We start from the raw sequence: 19,658 nt of genomic DNA on the forward strand, positions 1-19,658 counted from the left end.
CTATTCCATCTTGATGCAGTCTATCGGATTCTCCAGAGCGGTGCGCAGGGTATAGCTGAAGACCGATACCAAGGCTAGCAGCAAGGTGAAGATAGCTCCTGCTACCAATGTCCACCAAGGGAAATCGATGCGATATTTGAAACCTATCAAGTATTCTTGCATCAGCTTGACACACAATGGGATGGCGATAACCACAGCCACACACGATGTGATGAGGAATCGCTTGGAAAGTTGCCATGCCGCATCTGTCACCGAGGCTCCCATCACCTTGCGCAAGGCTATCTGTCGGCGCTGCTGGTTGCCGTAATATACCGACATGCCAAACAAGCCGAGGGCGGAAATCAAGATGGAGATGCCCATGAAGGTGATGATGAGCACCATCATGTTGTGCTTCTCCTTGAGCGCATCAGCCAAGGTGTCGTCCAGATACTCCGTATCCATGTCGGTAGGTACGCCCAACTGTTCCTTAGCCACTTGCTTGCAGGCACTCCGGATAGCAGCCAAGGCTTGGGCATGGTCACCACGAGTCTTCACCAAGATGGTCCAAAGCACATCATGATTGGAAGGAACACGTATCGCATTATGATTTCCAAATTTGTCAGATTTGAACTCATCAAGAGCGTCGCCACAGTGGAAATTTTTCACAACGCCACAAACCTCATATTCTGGCTTGCCTTCACGATTACCGAAATATGGTTTCTTGCTCGATACGCCAAAGGTTCGCTTAGCTTCCTCGCTAACCCAGATTTTGCCTGGCGTTGGGTCAGAATATCGCTCCAGCACCTTGAAGCCCATCATCTTCATCGCTATGGAATCCAATACGCTCAATCGCAAGAACGCTATATTTTCTCCCTTCTCATCATGCACTCCATTAGCAAAGCTGATGACAGGATTGTTGCCGATAGCCGTAGCCTCCTCCACCTCTGACAGAGACTTCAATCTCGCTATCAACGCTGCGTTTCTGACATCCACATTATCAAATCCGAAAGTGGTGGAGATGCAGAGAATGTCTTTCGTCTGATACCCCAAAGGTATGTTGGCGAGATGGCGCATCTGGAGCATCATCGTGATAGCCATCACCACCAGCGACATACTGATAACGCTCTGAGCTACGATGAATATCTTGCTAAACCACATCTTGCTGCGCAAGCGGATGGTGCCCTTCACTACATCTATCGGATTGAAGCGAGACACCACAATGGCAGGGAACAAGCCCGACAATAAGGAGATGACGAGATAAGCCACCAACAGGCATCCCCAAACGGCAGGCGAAGAGAAGAGAGAAATCTTCGTATCCAAGATGCTATTAAATAAAGGTGTAAACGCCCAAGCCAGCAAAATGCCCAGCAAGAAGCAAACTGCCGTGAAGAGTGCTGCCTCCTTGATATAGCGCAGCACCACGCCAAGCACCGACTCACCCAATAAGCGACGAGTGGCCATCTCCTTGGCTCGATTGCCTATCTGCGCCACCGTCAGGTTGATGTAATTGAAGATGGCTGAAAGCAAGAGGACGAGTGCCACAATCAAAAGGACATTGACCAAGGTCTTGCTGCCATGACGGACATGCGAGCATGTAATATCTGAAAAATACAACTTGTCCCAGCGCACCAAGCTAGAGCCCCACAAGAAACTGCCGGTTGTCTTCCCACGACTCCACCATTTCTTCCAATAGCCCATATATTTATTGAGCAATGTGGCATTCACCTTTTCTGGATCAGCATTATCTGCCAGTTTGGCGATGGTAACAACCTCACCAAACTGATCCATCGGATACAAATCTTTCTCCTTAAACTTCATGGAAACAAAGATGTCGGTGGGTTCCAGCAAGTCTTCCCTGCCAAAATCATCCACGATGCCCACTACCTTGAATTGCAGCGTGTCGCACTTTACGACCAGCCCGATAGGATTCGTATTGCCAAAAGCCCTCTTGGCAAAAGACTCGGAGATAAGGGCCTGGTGCTTATCCGTGAGCACACGATGAGCGGAGCATCCCCTGCACTTCATTCCCATCATATCCAAGAAGTTAGGATCTATAGCACGTGCCTGCACATGATAGTATTGGTCGTTGACCACAGCACCCTTGTCAGTATAATAATCGCTAAATCGGGTCCATTCCTTGATTTCTGGGATGGAAGGAAAGAACTCCTTAGCCGTACCCAAGGTCATGCCAAGGTAATCGCCCGAACCAGGCACATAGAGATTCTTGGCATCTGGCTGATGCGTGCCCACCCGATACTCCATGAAGGCATAGGATACCAAAATCATCACAAAAGCCAAGGCTATCGAGAGTCCGAAAGCCTCGATAGCGGTATAGAGCTTGTTGCGTGATAAGAACTTAAAATAACTTTTCATAACTGTTGTTTCATTATTTTTCTGATGCAAAAGTAATCATTCCTTTTGATTCTGCCAAGAATCAGGAGCCAGCGGCAAGCGGATTGTATGAAATTCATACACTCTTCTGTATGATAATCACACATCATCTTCCATTTTGTTGGCTAATTCAAGAAAAAAGTGTACTTTTGCAAACATGAAATACGGAACAATACTTGTTATCGACGACAATCCATCGATACTCACAGCCTTGAAGATATGCCTGGGCGGCACTTTTGAGAAGATTCTCACCTTGCCTCGCCCAGACACCGCCCCCACTCTGCTCCAACAAGAGCCAGTGGACATCATATTGCTCGACATGAATTTTTCCTTGGGCGTAAACAGCGGACAGGAAGGTTTGCTTTGGCTCCGCACCTTCCGCCGTCTCCATGCCAACATCCCCGTGGTGCTCATCACCGCCTACGCAGATATCCAGCTCGCCATCAAGGGATTGAAATCTGGCGCAGCCGACTTCATCACCAAGCCTTGGGATAACGATGAACTCATCAGAACCCTAAAGGATGCCATCGACCGCAGCCAAGAAGTAGAGACGCTGGAGAGCATCGAGAGCACTCATATTCACAAGGTTGTGGATCAATGCCACGGCAATATCTCACGCGCCGCCGAACTCCTCGGCATCACTCGCCAAACGCTTTATGCCAAGCTCAAGCGATAATTCTTTATCACAATCATTCATGATTATAAACATCTGATATGAACACCATTTTCCACATATATATAATAGGTATCATACTCCTCGTCATAGGAGGTATCATCTATCTCTTCTTGCGTCACCAGCGCAACCTGAAGAGCCGTGCCTTCTTGATGCAAGAGGCTATTCGCAATGGCGATTACTCCTTCCGCCTATCCACCAAGGGATTACTCTTTGGAGAACGAGCCTTGCAGCAAGCCCTCAACGACATGGAGAACGACATCGGCAGACTGGTGGCGCAGCATGAGGTGGAATCTTGGCAAAGGCTAACCCGTGTGCTCACCCATGAGATTATGAATGCCACCGCCCCCATCTCCAGCATCTGCCAAGCCTATCTTAGCAATCCCGACATCCAAGGTTCGTCCTATGAGGAAGGCATCCGAGCCATTCGAGATACCAGCAAATCGCTCACCAGTTTTGTGGACAGCTACCGCAAGCTCACCCAGCTACAAAATCCTGTCATCGAGAACATTCCACTCAAGGATTTCGTGGAAGGCATCAAGCCGCTCTATCCTCTGATAGAATGGCACATCCATATCCCCGAAGATGCCACCTGGTCCGCCGACAAGAACATGCTGCGCCAGGTATTTATCAATCTGACCAAGAATGCCATCGAGGCTCACGCCTCAGCCATCGACATTCGATGCTTCCACAAACATCCAGAGAACATCGAGAGTTCACAATTCTCAGGCATCTATTTCAGCAACAATGGTGACCCCATCCATGCCGATGTGGTAAAGGAGATGTTCATCCCCTTCTTCTCCACCAAACCATCAGGTTCGGGCATCGGCCTCTCCATCTCCCGCCAGATGCTGATGATGCAATCCATCAATCTCTCCCTTGCCGAGCACAATGTGGCAGGCTATCATGTAACATTCCGGATGGAATGAAATATATGATAAAGAAGAGCAAGCCGCTCATATCGCCAGCGATTTCTTGGCTAAAGTTTTGAAGTAAAACATCCATCTCAGATGGGGAGCTTATCCTTTCTTTCAAAGTTTTATAGGATCTAATGGGAATTGATGAATAAAGAAGTTTGGTCAATCCAGGAAATTGATGAATAAAGAAGTTGGGTTAATCCAGAAAATTGATAAATTCCCAATATGAATAAAATAAGCCGTTTAGAGAGAATCTCTGAACGGCTTATAATGTCCTTGGTCGGCAAAGGCGAGCATTTCCTTATCGCCACGACTGTCTCCGAACGCTTCGATTTCATATCGTGTACGGTCGAAATCGAGTGTTGAGGCTCCCTTTCCATTATTGATGGTACGGGTCAGGGCTTCGCAGATGCGATGAACTTTCTCCTCGCCATAGCAGTTGTTGGTCTTGAAATAGCCGGTTACTTTACCGTTGGCTATTTCTATCTGGGTGCCGAGAACTTCCACATCAGTTAGGTTTTGGAAGTCGAAGAAAGGCTTCACCCAGTTGTCGATACTGGCGCTTACGATCAATACCCGTTCTTTCTTGCGCTTGGCTTCTTGTATTTTTCCAATACCACTCAGGCGCAGCAGATAGAGATTCTTAGCAGCAAAATTGACGCAGTAATCATCAAAATCTTCGATGCTCATACCGCCGAAGAAGTGCTTGAAAATAATCTGCTTCGCTTTCCAGTTGGGGAAAAGATGCAGTTTCATCAGCACGAGGATGGGGCTGTAGAGCAGGAAACCCATGAGGAAGCGCGTCTTCCCCATGCTGAATTTGATAAACTCGATAAGTGTATCTTTCTTTGTGAGCGTTCCGTCAAAATCGAAACAATATATTTTTTCTTTTTTCATCATTTCATTTCTCATTTGTCATTTGTCATTTCATCTCAGTATTTCCTTTTTCCCGAAGAAATAAGCTAATTTTGTTTTTTCCATGACCTTGGCAATAGCGATGCTTCCTGCGATGGCAAGGATAATGGTAAAAGCGGCCAGGAGAATTTCACTCTTGTCGAAGGCGAACAGAGGATGATAGAATTTCGCCGCCATTGTGAAGATGGGATGGAAGAGATAAATCGGCAACGTGTTCTTACCTATATATAATAAGGTGGACTTTCCTATCATTTGCGACTTGTAATATTGGTTCAACCACATAAGCGCAGAAATGCAGCACCAGCAGGAGAAAGCAACAGCCATGTTCCCCCAGTCATAGAGGTCTTCCCGACAGAGGATGAAAGGCCAGAGAATGAACGCCAAAGGAGTAGGGCGGAAAACCTTGTTGAAGTCGATGCGACATTGGCGGATAACGACTCCGGCAAAATAATAAATGGCAGCCGTAATGTTCAGGGCTTGGGTCTTGCTCATCAGCAGCATCAGAATCGCCAAGAGAAAAAGGCGGGTTGTTAAAGACAGGGTTTCTTCCTCCGTCTTTCCCTTGTTTATATTGCTGCAAGAATCATTCCCCTTGTTATTGCAGCAAGGCTCATTCCCCTTACTATTCTTACAAGAATCATTCCCCTTACTATTGCAGCAAGGCTCATTCCCCTTACTATTCTTGTAAGAATCATTCTCTTTATTATTCCTGCAAGAACAACGCCCCCTGTATTTGCTGATCATATCACAAGCCCGGAAGCTCCCGTAATACAAGATTCCGCAGATAATCATGGTCTGGATAAACCAATACGGACCGATGGAAGTGACGAAGATTTTTTGGACGATTTGCGACAGGGAGAGTTCGGTAATGCCATCTCTTACTGGCAGGAAATAGGAGAGCACGGAAAATCCCGTCACCATGATGATGTATGGCAGGGCCAGACAAAGCAGATATTTGCCAAACTGCCTGCCCGTTTTCCCGATGTTCACCAGATAACCCGTGATGATGAGAAAGGTAGGCATCATGAACGAGAGAATGCCTGCCTTCAGATGAGGATAAGCATTCCCGAAACTCACGATATGGATGAGGATCATCAGTATAATGAGAATAGCTCGGATGAAATCTAAATCTGTATTCCGTTTCATGCCTTATGCGATATAGATGAGGAACAGGAAGGCGGCAAGCCAGGCTACTACGATAACCTGGGTGATGCGGTCGCGGAGCAGAATCTTGGTAGGGTCGCCACTCTGCTGGTCAACAACTGCTATCTGGATGTAGCGCAAGAGTCCCACCAGCACGAAAACCGTTGTGAGATAGAGTTTGTCGGTATGGAAATGTTCCAGAACCTCCGGACTTACTGTGTACATAATGTAGCAGACCAGAGTGACCGATGCGGTAATGGTAATCGCCTGATTGATGAAAGTAAGATTGTAGCGGCTCGTATTCTTGCGTGGAGCCTCGCCGGTCTTCTCCATTCTTATCACGTCATCGCGGCGCTTGGCAAAGCTCATGAAGAGGGTGATGAGGAAGGTCATCAGCACAATCCACTTGCTCAGTACCACGCCCGTTGCCACACCACCTGCCAGCAGACGGAGCACAAAACCGAAGGCTACGATGCAGACGTCTATGATGGCATACTGCTTGAACTTTGCGCAATAGCCTAAGTTCAGGCACCAGTAGAAAAGGATAATGCCCATCGTTTTCCAACCATCCAACAGACTGCTGAAACCGATGGAGAGTATCAGCATCAGAAACATCAGTCCATACGCCTGTTTTACCGATACGGCTCCGGAAGCTATCGGGCGATGGCATTTCACAGGATGACGTCGGTCTGCCTCCACATCGTAAATGTCGTTGAAACAGTAGATGCTGGAAGCTGCAAAACTATAGGCGAAGAAAGCGATGACTCCTGCCAGCAGGGCACCGGTATTGAAAAGTTCTCCGCCAAAGAAGAGCGGCATAAAGATAAAGCCGTTTTTAATCCATTGCTTCGGGCGAATGAGACGCATCAGGGCAGACAACCCCTTACTGTCCTTTTCTATATTATCTATTTCTTTTTCTTTCATAAAGTCCTATTTTGATTATTTTTTTCCTTTCGTTCCTCTTTTCCCTTTTCCAAAGTCCTTTTTCCTTTTCAAAAAAGTTCTCCTTTCTCCCTTCTAATTTCTCATTTCTCATTTTCCTTTCTCCTTCTCCATCAGGATTTTGCCTAATTCCTTAGAAATCCAGCCCACGATTTTAGCCAATATCCAGGAGGCAGGGAGTGTGATGGCGATGCAGGTGAAGAAGGTAGGCCAATAGCTCCAATGCCATTTCTCGATATAGTAGAGCACGAAGTGGATGTGGATGAGGTAGGCCTCCAGACTCAAAGCGCCCACAAACATGAATGCCTTGTTTACCCATTTCGGAGTGCGGCGGAAGATGCGGTTGAGCAGCAGAATGCTGGTTACTGTGAGTGGGATATAGAGCATTCTTTCCAGGAAGAGCGGGAATTGTCCATGCTTCACCTGCTCCAGAAAGATGCTGGAGAGAAGCGTCATCAGAAACATAATCCAGATCATCCAGATGCTTGCCCCGTCGAGCGTATCCTTGCGGCGCACCATCTCGCCCATGTTGATTCCGATGAAGAATATCGGTACACGGCTCCAGAAAATTTCCAGATGACCAACTGCCTGATGGATAGGAGTAACGTATTGCACCAGGATGCACCACATCACCATGACCACGGGCAGCCAGCGGTAGATAGGGTGGCGCCTGATGAGTTCCATATAGCCTGGAGCAAAGAGATAGAGCATCATTGTGGCAGGAATGTACCAGAAGTTCAACTCATCGTGCAGCCAGAAACCCCAGTTGATGGAAATCTCTCCGAAGAGATAAATCCAGTCCCACGTACTTCCGCCATGAAAACGGGGAATGTAGAAGAGGCAGGCGATGATGAGCCAGGCAGGATAAATGCGGAGATAACGGCGGATGAAGAAACGCTTAACGTCAGGATTCTTGACCCATGAAAACCACAGACCGATTCCGCTGAGGAAGAGAAACATATCTACTCCCACATTTCCCATTCGGCGAAGTCCATAGAAAGCATCTTCACGTGGCAAACCCACATGAAAGAGGATGATGAAGAGCATGGCTGCTCCCATCAGTTCACCACGAAATCGGCTGATATTCGCCAGTTCTATATCTTTTATCTTCATAGGCGTAAGCTAAGTGGAGAGTGAAGAACGAAGAGTGAAGAATCCTCTTGTCTTCTTGTTTATATTTCTTGATAATGATGAGGTAGAAAACGAAAAAAGCTTCTAAAACTTCGGATTTGGGATTTTCTTCATCAGTTGCGTGAACAACCAAGCCAGGCAGATGCTCGATACGATGTAGAGGAGCAGACCTGCATACATATCTCCCTGTCGGCTTATAGGGATGAAAATCTTTCGTGTGATAGGGTGGCAGACGAAAAGTGCCGCCGAAATGCCGCCCATCCATTCCAATATTCTGTTGACTCCTGACAACCAGTTGACTCCTGAAAGAAATTTGGCGGTCAGTACGCTGAGCAGACAGATGAAGAGGGGCACGAAGGTCCATCCCATCATGCTGCCGCTGAGACTGTAGATGATGGAGCAGCAGAAGATGATGCCGAAGAAATTCGTCACGTTGTGATGGAAAGTCATCAATATCTTCTCGCCATATCGGGCATAGAGTACGCCTAACCCGAATGGCAACATTCCTCCCATGAAATTATAGCGGTAGCGGTTCATCGCCTCGCTCTCTGGATTGTCCCATCCCAACGCTATCTGTATCACTATGCAGACTACCATCAGTCCTACGGTGAATCCCCAATGTTTGCGATAGATGAACAGACGATAGATAATATAGAGTTGGAGCATCAATCCGAAAAACCAGAATGGTCCTGGCCAGATGATGCGGTCTGGGTCGGGCAATATATTATTAAACATACCTAACATCGCCACGACATCAAGCGTAGCATACTTGTGCGGACCGTATGTGATGTAGTCGAGCATGGTGAAGGCCACGAATCCCACAATCATCATCTTGAAGAGTTTCAGATAATGATAGCGGATGAAGCGAAGCGGCTCTTTCCAGTTCCACATCGTCTTTCCGTTGATGTTGACAAATTGTGTCGAGGCATCAAGATGTGGCTTTGCTTCATATTTCAATACCAGTCCGTATGCGCTCAAGAAGAGGAATACTGGTACGCCATAATGTCCGAAGAATGAGATGAGATGGAACGGCAGATTGAGGTCTGGATTGACCAATACCTGGTTCAGCCAGTCCACGTTGCGTTGAAAATACTGATACTCGTTCTCCTTGACGATAGAACCTATCCAATGGCAGTAGTTGTGCAGGAAAATGCCGATAATGGCAAGTCCTCGCAGCACATTACATTCCGAACGACTTAAAGTGGGTGTATTCATATCTTATTTCTCCTATTCTTTATTGAATGATAGGGGCATATTCTTTTTTATGGGTGCAAAATTACGTATTTTGTTTTGAATATGCAATATTCCTATTTCTTTTTCTTTTTATGTCCCATGGCAGCTTCTGCATCCTTCAGCCTTTTCTGCTTCTCCATTTCCGCATCCCTCAACTTGTCATAGTCGGCGCTGTTTTTCAGGATGCGAGGGCGCATTTCGTCATACTCTGGGCTGAGGATGTTGTACTTCGGATTGTAGGTAGGAGTCTCGATGCCTGCTAAATATAATAATAGGTGAGGCAAGGCATCGGTCATGAAACGCTTGTCCTTCGCCTTGCGAATCTGGCGGTAGATGTCACGATGGCTGCTGATGTACTTCTGGGAACAGAAAATCCAGAAAGGAATCTCAAACTCGTAGTGAGCCAAAGGCCAGTCGATATTGGCAGAATGGTTGCGGCAGATGAAACCGCGGTTGCCCTCATAGCACTCCTCGCCATGGTCGGGCATGTAGATGACGATGGCGTTCTTCTTGGAATAGCGCTTCACAATCTGCGCCACGATAGAGTCGTTGTAAAGGGTGGCGTTGTCGTAATGGCTCAGCACCTTGCGCTGTTTGTCGGTCAGCTCTGGGCGCTTGTCCTCGTAACTGCCAGCCCAGAAATGGGTCTGACTGTGCTTGTAGCGGGTCTTGTAATCCACGTGCTGACCCATCAGGTGGAAGATGGTGAGATTATACTTACTGTTGGTTTCAGCTTCCTTCAGTCCGTTGTCATAGTCCTCCAATAGTCCGTCGTCCAGGGCGTGCAGCTCCGTGTTGCGGCTGTCAAACTGCAACTTGCTGAGTTTCGGATTGTTGAGGAAGAAACCGCCGCTGAAGTCATATACGGCTTCCTTGGCCTGCGGCAGAAATTCATTGGTGATGAAGGTGACGTGGTAACCTGCCTTGCGGAAGATTTCCGGGAAGAGAGGATAGTCGCACCACTCACCCTTTTCGCCGATGACATGAGTGGAGAATACGTTCTTGAAAACAAAGCTGGTGAGGTTCCAGCAGGTCACGACATCCGTAAACTTGGTTAGTTTCTTGGTCTTTTCCAATGCCACCTGATAAGGAGTCGTATCCATGAAATAACCATATTGCTGGGAATGCTGCTTGCCGAAGCTCTCGCCGATGATGAGCACAATCTGTGGCGAACGGTAGGTGCAGGTATCTACCTCCACCTTGTCGGCAGCATGAATCAGCTGGGTAATCTGGTTGGCTGCCAACTTGTTGGCGTAGATGCTGAAATTGAGTCGGTAGATAGGCATGTAGAGATTGGCGCAGTCCTTCTCCGTGAGGGTGTGTTCCACCTCGCCGATGGTCTTGCCCGTCATCAGCTTGTGGATGGCCATCTTGTTGTGCCAGGAAGTGCAGGCGCTCCAGATGAAGAGGGCGATGCAGCAGATGCCGGCTACCTGAGGCAGGAGTCGGGTGATGCGGTCAATATGAATGGTAAGCCAACCGTAGAGCGGTTTGCTGAAGGAGGCAAAGAGTACCGATACTTTCCAGATGAAATGGCGGAAACGGCGGAAGGCGGTGAGTATCTGCACGAGGATGAGCAGCAATACCCAGCCCACACTACTGAAGATAACCTCGGTAGAGAGGCAGGCTGCGATGAAGTTGCTTGCCTCGCTGCTGTTGGTTTCGCCCACCAGCATGAGCATGGAAGGGTTGAGCGTGGAGCCGAAATTGACGAAGCAATAGACATCAGCTATCGCCACGGCATACAAGATGAGATAGAGCACACCTCTGATGCAGAAGCGTACTTTCTTAGGAATTAAAGCCAAGACAGCACAAACGATGTAGAGGTCGAAAAACAGTTCCAGATACAGGTTGTCGTAGAGTTCACGCCATCTCGGGAGCGTTACTACGGCAGTCAGTACGCCCAAAATATACATGAACGTAAAGAAGTTTGCATTACGTCGTATCGGTTCAAATGCCAGGCACAAAGCCTTCTTGATGTATTTCTTCCAATTCATATTTTCCATATTATAATTTCTCATTTCTCATTCCCCTATAATATTTGCATGCCAAGTCCTCGATGGCTTCCGGCACCATTCCATGGATGCTTTTCCCTTGAAGAATCGCCTGGCGTATCTGGGTGCTGCTGATGTTGAGTAGGGGCGTCTCCACGATGGTTACTCCCTGCGGAACGGCTCCGATGCTTGCTCCCTGACGGGGATAGACCACGATAGGGTAGTGGGCGAGAATGTCGTCGTGATGAAACCACTTGTCGAAAGCGGCCCAGTTGTCTCCACCTATTAATAAGGTGAAGGCGATGTCGGGATAATCCTTGCTCAGCGCCTGGAGCGTATGCCAGGTGTAGGAAGGTTTCGGAAGATGGAATTCATAGTTACAAGCCTTCAGCTGGCTTTCCCCTTTGAGTGCCTTTTCCACCAGTTCGAAGCGCAAAGAGTCGTCAAGCAGGTCGGTTGCCGCCTGCTTGAACGGATTCTGTGGTGAAACCATAAACCACACCTCGTCCAATCCCGCCTTTTCGCAGAGGCTCTTGGCCAGAGCGATGTGACCGGTATGGATCGGGTTGAAACTTCCTCCGAATATTCCTACTTTCTTCATTCTTCGTTCTTTACTTAAAATTCTTCACTTGAATTCTTCACTCTTCGTTCTTCACTCTTCACTTAGGATTCTTCACTTAAAAAATCCTTGACGAGCTGATAAACCTCCTGCTGCGCCTTCTCCAAGTTGTCGTTTACTACTACATGGTCAAACTGTGGAGCAAATGTCAGCTCATAGCTTGCCTTGGCAAGTCGCTGCTCAATCACCTCTGGTGCATCCGTACCACGACCATTCAGACGTCGGCGCAATTCCTCTACCGAAGGAGGTTGCACGAAGATGCTCAAGGCACGCTCACCATAGAATTTCTTGATATTAACGCCACCCTTGACATCTACGTCGAAAATGACGGATTCGCCAGCATTCAGCTGGTTTTCCACCTGAGATTTCAGCGTGCCATAGAAGCGGTCCTGATAAACCTCCTCGTATTCCAGGAACTCCTCGTTGGCAATCTTAGCCTTGAATTCCTCAGGAGTGAGGAAGAAATATTCCACACCATTCTTTTCTGTACCACGAGGGGCGCGGGAGGTGCAACTGATGGAGAAGGCCAACTTCAATTCCGGGTGTTCCTTCATCAACCAGTTGACTATCGTGCTCTTTCCGCTGCCGGAAGGAGCGCTGAAAATTAATAATCCGTTCTTCATAATTATATCATTAATTTTATGATTCCAATTATAGTGCGTTCAGCACCTGCTCCTTGATCTGCTCCAATTCGTCCTTCATCTTCACCACGATGTTCTGCATTTCAGCCTGATTGCTCTTAGAACCGGTGGTGTTGATTTCGCGACCCATCTCCTGAGCGATGAAGCCGAGTTTCTTGCCTACGCCGTGACCTTCCTCGTTCATGGTCTCACGGAAATACTTCAGGTGGTTGGTAAGGCGCTGCTTCTCCTCGCTGATGTCGAGCTTCTCGATGTAGTAGATGAGCTCCTGCTCCAGGCGGTTCTTGTCGTAGTTGACTGAAGGAATCTGTTCCAGACCGCTCACGATGCTGGCACGGATTTTCTCCACGCGAGCTTTCTCGTATGGTTCGATGCTGGCAAGGAGCGCCTGAATATTATCCACTTTCTCCGTAAATTTCTTCTGGAGAGCAGCACCTTCCTGCTTGCGGAAGTCCACCAGATGACCGATGGCCTGCAAAATTGCACTTTTAGCAGCTTCCCACTCCTCTTCAGTCAATTCTTCCACTTCAGTTCTTGTTGTTACGTCAGGAAGACGAAGAAGTGTGCCATACCAGTCTGTAGGCTCAGGAATACCGGTCTGAGCCGAAATTTGCTTGATTTGGTGGTAATAATTTTCTACAAGTGAAGCGTTGATAGGAGTTGCATCAGCAGCTGCATTCTTCTCTATCCAGATAGCAAAGTCAACCTTGCCTCTTTCCAGCATTTTAGCGATAATCTGACGCATCTCCATCTCCTTTTCACGATAGAGAGGTGCTATACGTGTAGAGAGGTCAAGAGCCTTGCTGTTTAATGACTTTATCTCTACATTAATTTTCTTTTCGTTGTAGGCAACGGTTGCTTTTCCGAAGCCTGTCATTGACTGTATCATATAATCTTTCACGTTAAATTTCTGCAAAAGTACAAAAAAAAGCGAGAAAATGATTAAATTTGCACCTTATTTAAGAATATATTTTTAAATTATGTCTTGTATATTGAATATTGAGACGAGTACCGATGTGTGCTCAGTGGCAATTAGTGATAATGGACAGGTGATTTTCAACAAGGAAGATCACAGCGGTCCTAACCATGCAGTTAAGTTAGGTGTTTACGTAGATGAGGCTCTTAGTTTCATAGATGCCCATGGTATTCCTTTGGAGGCTGTGGCGGTAAGTTGCGGCCCAGGTTCTTATACCGGTCTTCGCATCGGAGTCAGTATGGCGAAGGGAATCTGCTATGGCCGTGATGTGAAGCTCATCTCCATCCCTACGCTCGAACTGATGGCTGTTCCTGTATTGATCGGTGAGCATCCGGCTGAGGAAGATGCGCTTATCGTTCCTATGCTTGATGCCCGCAGAATGGAAGTCTATGCCAAGGTGATGGACCGTGCCCTGAAGGAGGTGCGCCCTATCCAGGCTGATATCGTGGATGCAGATACCTACAAGGAGTATCTCGATCGTGGAACTGTCTATTTCTTCGGAAATGGAGCCGAGAAATGTATGGAGGTCATCAATCATCCGAACGCCCGACTCGTGAAGGGCATCGAACCATTAGCGAAGAACATGGCTCCGCTGGCAGAGAAGCGCTTCGTGGAAGGCAAGTTTGAGGATGTGGCTTACTTCGTTCCTTTCTATCTGAAGGACTTTGTGGCCAAGATGCCTAAGAAACTGCTCTAAGAGAAGAATCTGCTCTAACGGTGGGCTTCTCACATATAATATAAAAAAGAACATTCATCAATCATCATCAGAATGAGTATAGAAGGATTAGATTACAATACCCAACGCGAAAAGTTGGTCTTGCCGGAATATGGCAGGGAGATTCAGAGTATGGTCGATCATGCCGTCGCCATCAAAGACCGTGCTGAGCGCCAGCATTGTGCGGAGTCTATTATCGCCATCATGGACCACATGTTTCCTGATGGTGCAGATGCCGAGGACCATCATCGCAAACTCTGGGACCATCTCGCCATCATGAGCGGTTTCAAGCTCGATATCGACTATCCCTATGCCGTGAAGCAGGCTGAGGATATTGCCAAAAGACCCGATCCGATGGATTATCCGATGACGAGAATCCCTGTGCGCCACTATGGAGCCATGATGTTTGAAATCTTCGACAAACTGAAGAACATGGAGCCGGGAGCGGAGCGTGAAGAACTGGTGAAGCTGACTGCCAATCAGATGAGACGCGACCTGGCGCAATGGAGCCACGGTTCCTGCGATGAGGAGAAGGTGGCTGCCGACCTGGCTCGTTTCACAGACGGCAAGATTCAACTTGACCTGAAGAACTTCAAGTTTGAGAAATTCGTGTTGCCTACAGGTAATGTCCCTCAGAAAAACAATCATGCTTCTCAAAAGAACAACAACGGTTCTCAGAAAAATAATAATGGTTCTCAGAAAAATAACAAGAAAAGGAATAATAAGTAGCTTATGGAGTCATTCATCATAGAGGGCGGCCATCCGCTCAAGGGAACGATTGTTCCACAAGGTGCCAAGAATGAGGCCCTGGAGGTCATCTGTGCCACGATTTTAACTAAGGATCCTGTGCGCATCAAGAACGTGCCGGACATCCTCGACGTCAACAATCTCATCAAGTTGCTGAAAGAAATCGGAGTCAAGGTGACACAGAACAGCCGCAACGACTATACTTTCCAGAGCGATGAACTCAATCTCGACTATCTGGACAGCATAGAGTTTGTGAAGAAATGCTCCTCCCTTCGTGGCAGCGTGCTCATGATCGGTCCGCTCTTGGGCCGTTGCGGAAAGGCTACGATTGCCAAGCCGGGTGGCGACAAGATTGGTCGCCGTCGTCTCGACACGCACTTCTTGGGTTTCAAATATTTGGGAGCCAAGTTTATGCATGATGACGAGCGCAATGTCTATCAGATAGAGGCAGACCACTTGAAGGGCTGCTATATGCTGCTCGATGAGGCTTCCGTTACGGGTACCGCCAATATCATCATGGCTTCCGTGCTCGCCAAGGGTACTACCACCATCTATAATGCAGCCTGTGAACCATATATCCAGCAGCTCTGCCATCTGCTCAATGCGATGGGAGCACGCATCAGCGGTATCGCCAGCAATCTCCTCACCATCGTGGGCGTGGAGAGTCTGCATGGAGCCGAACATACCATTCTGCCGGATATGATCGAGGTGGGTTCCTTCATCGGAATGGCTGCCATGTGTGGCGCTGGTGTCCGCATCAAGGACGTATCGGTCAAGAATTTAGGAATCATTCCTGATGCCTTCCGCCGCTTAGGTGTGAAAATCAAGGTAGAGGGCGACGACCTCTTTATTCCTGAACAGAAGCATTATGTCATCGATTCCTTCATCGACGGCACCATCATGACTCTCTCGGATGCTCCTTGGCCAGGCTTGACTCCAGACCTTCTCTCCGTCCTGCTGGTAGTGGCTACCCAGGCTCGCGGTAGCGTCCTCTTCCATCAGAAGATGTTCGAGAGCCGTCTCTTCTTTGTGGATAAACTCATCGACATGGGTGCGCAGATCATCCTTTGCGACCCTCATCGTGCCGTGGTGGTAGGTCACGACCATAAGCTCACGCTCCGTGCAGGCAGAATGACGAGTCCGGATATCCGTGCCGGAATTGCCCTGCTGATAGCTGCCATGAGCGCCAACGGAACCAGCCGTATCGCCAATATCGCACAGATAGACCGTGGATATGAGGACATCGAAAACCGCCTCAACGCATTGGGTGCCAAGATTACTCGTGTGGAGGATTAATTTCTATGGGATATGATAAGACGTGACGACGTATATAAGATAGGTAAGCTCGGAAAGCCTCACGGCGTGAAGGGAGAAATCACCTTCGCTATTACAGATGATGTTTTCGACCGTGTGGATGCGGAGTATCTCGTGCTCGACATCAACGGCATCCTCGTTCCTTTCTATATGGAGGAATACCGCTTTAAGAATGATGAAAACGTACTGGTGAAGTTTGAGGATATTGATACGCAGGAACAGGCTCGCAACTATACAGGCTGCGAGGTGTATTTCCCGCGCCATCTTTCCGATAGCGATGGTGAACACATGAGCTGGGCTGAAATCATCGGTTTCCAACTGGTGGATGTTCCTACCGGCAAGGTGGTGGGCACCATCGATCATGTGGATGATTCCACTATCAATCTCCTCTTCGAGGTGACAACTCCGGAGGGAGAGGAGGTGCTGATTCCTGCCAGCAACGACCTCATCGAGGAAGTGAATGCAGAGAAGAAAGAAATCAGAATGGCGATTCCGGAAGGATTGCTGGAACTGTAATTTAAGTGAAGAGTAATGAAAAAACAACAGATATGTATTCTCGGTTCTACGGGAAGCATCGGCACACAGGCGCTGGATGTCATCGAACAGCATAGCGATCTTTATGAGGTCTATTGCCTCACCGCCAACCATCGTGTGAAGGAACTGGCTGCTCAGGCGCACAAGTTTCATCCTGCTGCCGTCGTCATCGCCGATGAGACACTTTATGAGGAGTTGCAGGATCTGCTCCGCGACGAACCTGACATTAAGGTCTATGCTGGTGCACAGGCTCTCTGCGACATCGTGGAGGCTGACCCTATCGACATGGTGCTTGCCTCTATGGTGGGCTTCTCTGGATTGGAACCAACCATCCATGCCATCAAGGCCCGCAAGAAAATCTGTCTGGCCAATAAGGAAACCCTCGTTGTGGCAGGTGAACTCATCTGCCAGTTGGCTCAGCAGTATCATGCGCCTATTCTCCCGGTAGATAGCGAACATAGTGCCATCTTCCAGAGTTTGGTGGGCGAGGATCAGAACGAGATCGACAAGATACTCCTTACCTGTTCGGGCGGACCTTTCCGCAATTTCACCCACGAGCAGTTGGAGAAGGTGACGGCAGCCGATGCCCTCAAGCATCCTACCTGGGATATGGGCGCCAAGATAACCATCGACTCCGCTTCTCTCATGAACAAGGGATTTGAGGTGACTGAAGCGAAGTGGCTTTTCGGCGTACCTGCTGACAAGATACAGGTGCTCATCCATCCGCAGAGCGTGGTGCATAGTGCCGTACAGTTTATGGATGGAGCCGTCAAGGCCCAGTTGGGCGTGCCGGATATGCGCCTGCCTATCCAGTATGCCTTCTCCTTCCCTCAGCGCCTGCCTTTGAAGGGCGAGCGTCTCGACCTTTTCAAGACACAGGATTTGCAGTTCTTCGAACCAGACTACAAGAAGTTCAAGTGTCTGCAACTCTGCTTTGACGCCATTCGCAAGGGCGGTAATATGTCCTGCATCGTCAATGCTGCCAATGAAATCGTTAATGCCGGCTTCCGTCGTGGCGAATGTGGATTCCTGCAGATGGCAGACATCATCGAAGAGGTGATGGAGAAAGCTACCTTCGACAGTCAGCCCGACCTCGACGTCTATCTGCAGACCGATGCCGAGGCTCGCCGCATTGCCACCGAACTGATGCATCATATATAATAAGGTATAATCAATAATCAGAATAATCAATAATTAATGGAAGTATTTTTGATCAAAGCGTTGCAGCTGATGCTCTCGCTTTCCATCTTGGTGCTGCTCCATGAGGGCGGACACTTCTTCTTCTCCAAACTCTTCGGTGTAAGAGTTGAGAAGTTCTATCTTTTCTTCGATCCATGGTTCCACCTCTTTGAGTTCAAGCCAAAGAATTCAGATACTACTTACGGAATGGGCTGGTTGCCATTGGGAGGCTATTGTAAGATTTCGGGTATGATCGACGAGAGTTTCGATACCGAACAGATGAAGCAGCCAGAACAGCCTTATGAGTTCCGTAGCAAACCGGCTTGGCAGCGTCTCCTCATCATGATAGGTGGTGTGCTGGTCAATTTCGTCTTGGCTCTCTTCATCTATTCCATGGTGATGTTCCATTGGGGCGATACCTATGTGGCTACCAAAGACATGAAACAGGGTATGAAGTTCAATACCGAAGCCAAGAAATTAGGTTTCCAGGACCATGATATTCTCTTATCTACAGACTTGGGCGAGTTTAAGACCTATGATGGCGACCTGTTCCGTGAGCTCTCCAAGGCGCAGCGTGTAGATGTATTGCGCAACGGTAAGAAGGTGAGCATCCAGACTCCGGGCGATCTGAACATGCTCGACATGATCAAGGAGACCCCTCGCTTTGTAGAGGTCTTCGTTCCGTTGCAGATTGATAGCGTGATGCAGAATTCTCCTGCAGCCAAGGTCGGTCTGAAGAAGGGCGACCGCATCCTGAGCGTCAACGGCAAGAAGGTGGATTCCTATAATGAGTTGACCGAGGAGTTGGGCAGAGTGGATGATGTGCTTTCCGTAGCGCAGACTCCTAAAGACAGTTTGAAGGCTCTTACTGGCACCCTGACTGTATTGCGTGCAGGCGTTGGTAATAAGAATTCTGTAGCAGATACCCTCAACTTGGCAGTACAGTTTGAGTCCACAGACGAGGGCGTGAAGTTAGGTTTCTACAATCATCCTGTGATGATGGACTATCAGCCAACCCATATCAGTTATGGATTCTTCGAGAGTTTCCCAGCTGGCATCAAGTATGGTTGGAATGTCTTGGCTGGTTATGTAGGCGATATGAAGTATGTCTTCTCCAAGGAGGGTGCCAAGAGCTTAGGCGGTTTCGGTGCATTGGGCAGTCTGTTCCCATCCATGTGGGACTGGCATGCGTTCTGGATGATGACAGCCTTCCTGAGCATCATCTTGGCGTTTATGAATATCCTGCCTATTCCTGCATTGGATGGCGGTCATGTCTTCTTCCTGTTGTATGAGATCATTACCGGTCGCAAGCCAGGCGATAAGTTCATGGAGCGTGCCGAGTTTGTCGGTTTCGGTATCTTGATTCTGCTGCTGGTAGTGGCGAATCTGAATGATGTCTTGCGACTGTTTGGAATCCTGTAACAGTGGATTGTTAAGTATTCTGTAAGGTGATTTCTGGATTAGAAAAATAAGAATTAAGAGCACATTAGCTCTATTTATAAAGCGAAAAAGGTGGATTTGTAGAGTGCAAATCCACCTTTTTTGCTTTATAAAATGGAACAAATAGTTCCAGCTTGTCTTTAACTGAAAGTAGTATACACCTTTCTTGTTATAC

Annotated in this window: 19 protein-coding genes; 8 read left to right on the forward strand and 11 right to left on the reverse strand. The window is 48.1% G+C overall.

Annotated features, from left to right (window positions below; translation table 11 throughout):
- Positions 1-2,352, reverse strand: a complete 2,352-nt coding sequence (locus DW917_RS08055) for an ABC transporter permease (RefSeq protein ID WP_118117614.1) — start codon at positions 2,350-2,352, stop codon at positions 1-3.
- Between the two features lie 175 nt (positions 2,353-2,527).
- Here DW917_RS08055 and DW917_RS08060 point away from each other — a divergent pair, with 175 nt between their 5' ends.
- Positions 2,528-3,046, forward strand: coding sequence for a DNA-binding response regulator (locus tag DW917_RS08060; RefSeq protein ID WP_117695454.1), 519 nt, complete (start codon positions 2,528-2,530; stop codon positions 3,044-3,046).
- A 38-nt stretch (positions 3,047-3,084) separates the two neighbouring features.
- The gene (locus tag DW917_RS08065) at positions 3,085-3,972 is read left to right on the forward strand and encodes a PAS domain-containing sensor histidine kinase (protein WP_118117616.1); all 888 of its coding nucleotides are present in this window, start codon (positions 3,085-3,087) and stop codon (positions 3,970-3,972) included.
- 231 nt (positions 3,973-4,203) lie between these two features.
- On the opposite strand, the gene DW917_RS08070 is transcribed toward DW917_RS08065, so the two are convergent.
- The 10 genes from DW917_RS08070 to DW917_RS08110 all read right to left on the reverse strand — a co-directional run bounded on the left by DW917_RS08070 (position 4,204) and on the right by DW917_RS08110 (position 13,467).
- Positions 4,204-4,857 (reverse strand): HAD family hydrolase, encoded by a 654-nt coding sequence (locus DW917_RS08070; RefSeq protein WP_118117655.1) that lies wholly within the window; start codon positions 4,855-4,857, stop codon positions 4,204-4,206.
- Between the two features lie 30 nt (positions 4,858-4,887).
- Positions 4,888-6,021 carry an acyltransferase gene (locus tag DW917_RS08075; RefSeq protein WP_118117618.1) on the reverse strand — a complete coding sequence of 378 codons (1,134 nt, stop codon included), beginning with the start codon at positions 6,019-6,021 and terminating at the stop codon, positions 4,888-4,890.
- Positions 6,022-6,024: 3 nt separating this feature from the next.
- Positions 6,025-6,942, reverse strand: coding sequence for a decaprenyl-phosphate phosphoribosyltransferase (locus DW917_RS08080; protein ID WP_118117620.1), 918 nt, complete (start codon positions 6,940-6,942; stop codon positions 6,025-6,027).
- A complete protein-coding gene (locus DW917_RS18075; protein ID WP_255415326.1) occupies positions 6,920-7,054 on the reverse strand; it encodes a hypothetical protein in 135 nt (44 codons plus the stop codon). The genes DW917_RS08080 and DW917_RS18075 overlap by 23 nt, the downstream gene beginning before the upstream one ends.
- Positions 7,051-8,073 (reverse strand): acyltransferase, encoded by a 1,023-nt coding sequence (locus tag DW917_RS08085; protein ID WP_118117622.1) that lies wholly within the window; start codon positions 8,071-8,073, stop codon positions 7,051-7,053. Before DW917_RS08085 ends, DW917_RS18075 begins: the two co-directional genes overlap by 4 nt.
- A gap of 102 nt (positions 8,074-8,175) precedes the next feature.
- Positions 8,176-9,306 carry an acyltransferase gene (locus DW917_RS08090; protein WP_118117624.1) on the reverse strand — a complete coding sequence of 377 codons (1,131 nt, stop codon included), beginning with the start codon at positions 9,304-9,306 and terminating at the stop codon, positions 8,176-8,178.
- Between the two features lie 92 nt (positions 9,307-9,398).
- Positions 9,399-11,321, reverse strand: coding sequence for a phosphoethanolamine transferase (locus tag DW917_RS08095; RefSeq protein WP_118117657.1), 1,923 nt, complete (start codon positions 11,319-11,321; stop codon positions 9,399-9,401).
- A gap of 10 nt (positions 11,322-11,331) precedes the next feature.
- Positions 11,332-11,919 (reverse strand): nicotinate (nicotinamide) nucleotide adenylyltransferase, encoded by a 588-nt coding sequence (gene nadD / locus DW917_RS08100; protein WP_118117626.1) that lies wholly within the window; start codon positions 11,917-11,919, stop codon positions 11,332-11,334.
- Between the two features lie 62 nt (positions 11,920-11,981).
- Positions 11,982-12,560, reverse strand: coding sequence for a guanylate kinase (gene gmk / locus DW917_RS08105; protein WP_118117628.1), 579 nt, complete (start codon positions 12,558-12,560; stop codon positions 11,982-11,984).
- A 28-nt stretch (positions 12,561-12,588) separates the two neighbouring features.
- Positions 12,589-13,467 carry a YicC/YloC family endoribonuclease gene (locus tag DW917_RS08110; protein WP_118117638.1) on the reverse strand — a complete coding sequence of 293 codons (879 nt, stop codon included), beginning with the start codon at positions 13,465-13,467 and terminating at the stop codon, positions 12,589-12,591.
- A 91-nt stretch (positions 13,468-13,558) separates the two neighbouring features.
- Here DW917_RS08110 and tsaB point away from each other — a divergent pair, with 91 nt between their 5' ends.
- The 6 genes from tsaB (at position 13,559) to rseP (ending at position 19,465) form a co-directional block, all read left to right on the forward strand.
- On the forward strand, positions 13,559-14,251 hold the full coding sequence (gene tsaB / locus DW917_RS08115) for a tRNA (adenosine(37)-N6)-threonylcarbamoyltransferase complex dimerization subunit type 1 TsaB (protein WP_022110532.1): 693 nt from the start codon (positions 13,559-13,561) through the stop codon (positions 14,249-14,251).
- Positions 14,252-14,323: 72 nt separating this feature from the next.
- Positions 14,324-14,998 carry a DUF4290 domain-containing protein gene (locus tag DW917_RS08120; RefSeq protein ID WP_118117640.1) on the forward strand — a complete coding sequence of 225 codons (675 nt, stop codon included), beginning with the start codon at positions 14,324-14,326 and terminating at the stop codon, positions 14,996-14,998.
- Between the two features lie 3 nt (positions 14,999-15,001).
- Entirely contained in the window at positions 15,002-16,312 is a 1,311-nt protein-coding gene (gene murA, locus DW917_RS08125; RefSeq protein ID WP_118117642.1) for a UDP-N-acetylglucosamine 1-carboxyvinyltransferase, read from the forward strand.
- 12 nt (positions 16,313-16,324) lie between these two features.
- Positions 16,325-16,846, forward strand: a complete 522-nt coding sequence (gene rimM, locus DW917_RS08130) for a ribosome maturation factor RimM (protein ID WP_118117644.1) — start codon at positions 16,325-16,327, stop codon at positions 16,844-16,846.
- A 15-nt stretch (positions 16,847-16,861) separates the two neighbouring features.
- Entirely contained in the window at positions 16,862-18,025 is a 1,164-nt protein-coding gene (locus DW917_RS08135; protein WP_118117646.1) for a 1-deoxy-D-xylulose-5-phosphate reductoisomerase, read from the forward strand.
- 36 nt (positions 18,026-18,061) lie between these two features.
- Positions 18,062-19,465 carry an RIP metalloprotease RseP gene (gene rseP / locus DW917_RS08140; RefSeq protein ID WP_118117648.1) on the forward strand — a complete coding sequence of 468 codons (1,404 nt, stop codon included), beginning with the start codon at positions 18,062-18,064 and terminating at the stop codon, positions 19,463-19,465.
- Positions 19,466-19,658 lie beyond the last annotated feature (193 nt).

It is taken from the genome of Prevotella sp. AM42-24, from assembly GCF_003461825.1.
Taxonomy (GTDB): domain Bacteria; phylum Bacteroidota; class Bacteroidia; order Bacteroidales; family Bacteroidaceae; genus Prevotella; species Prevotella hominis.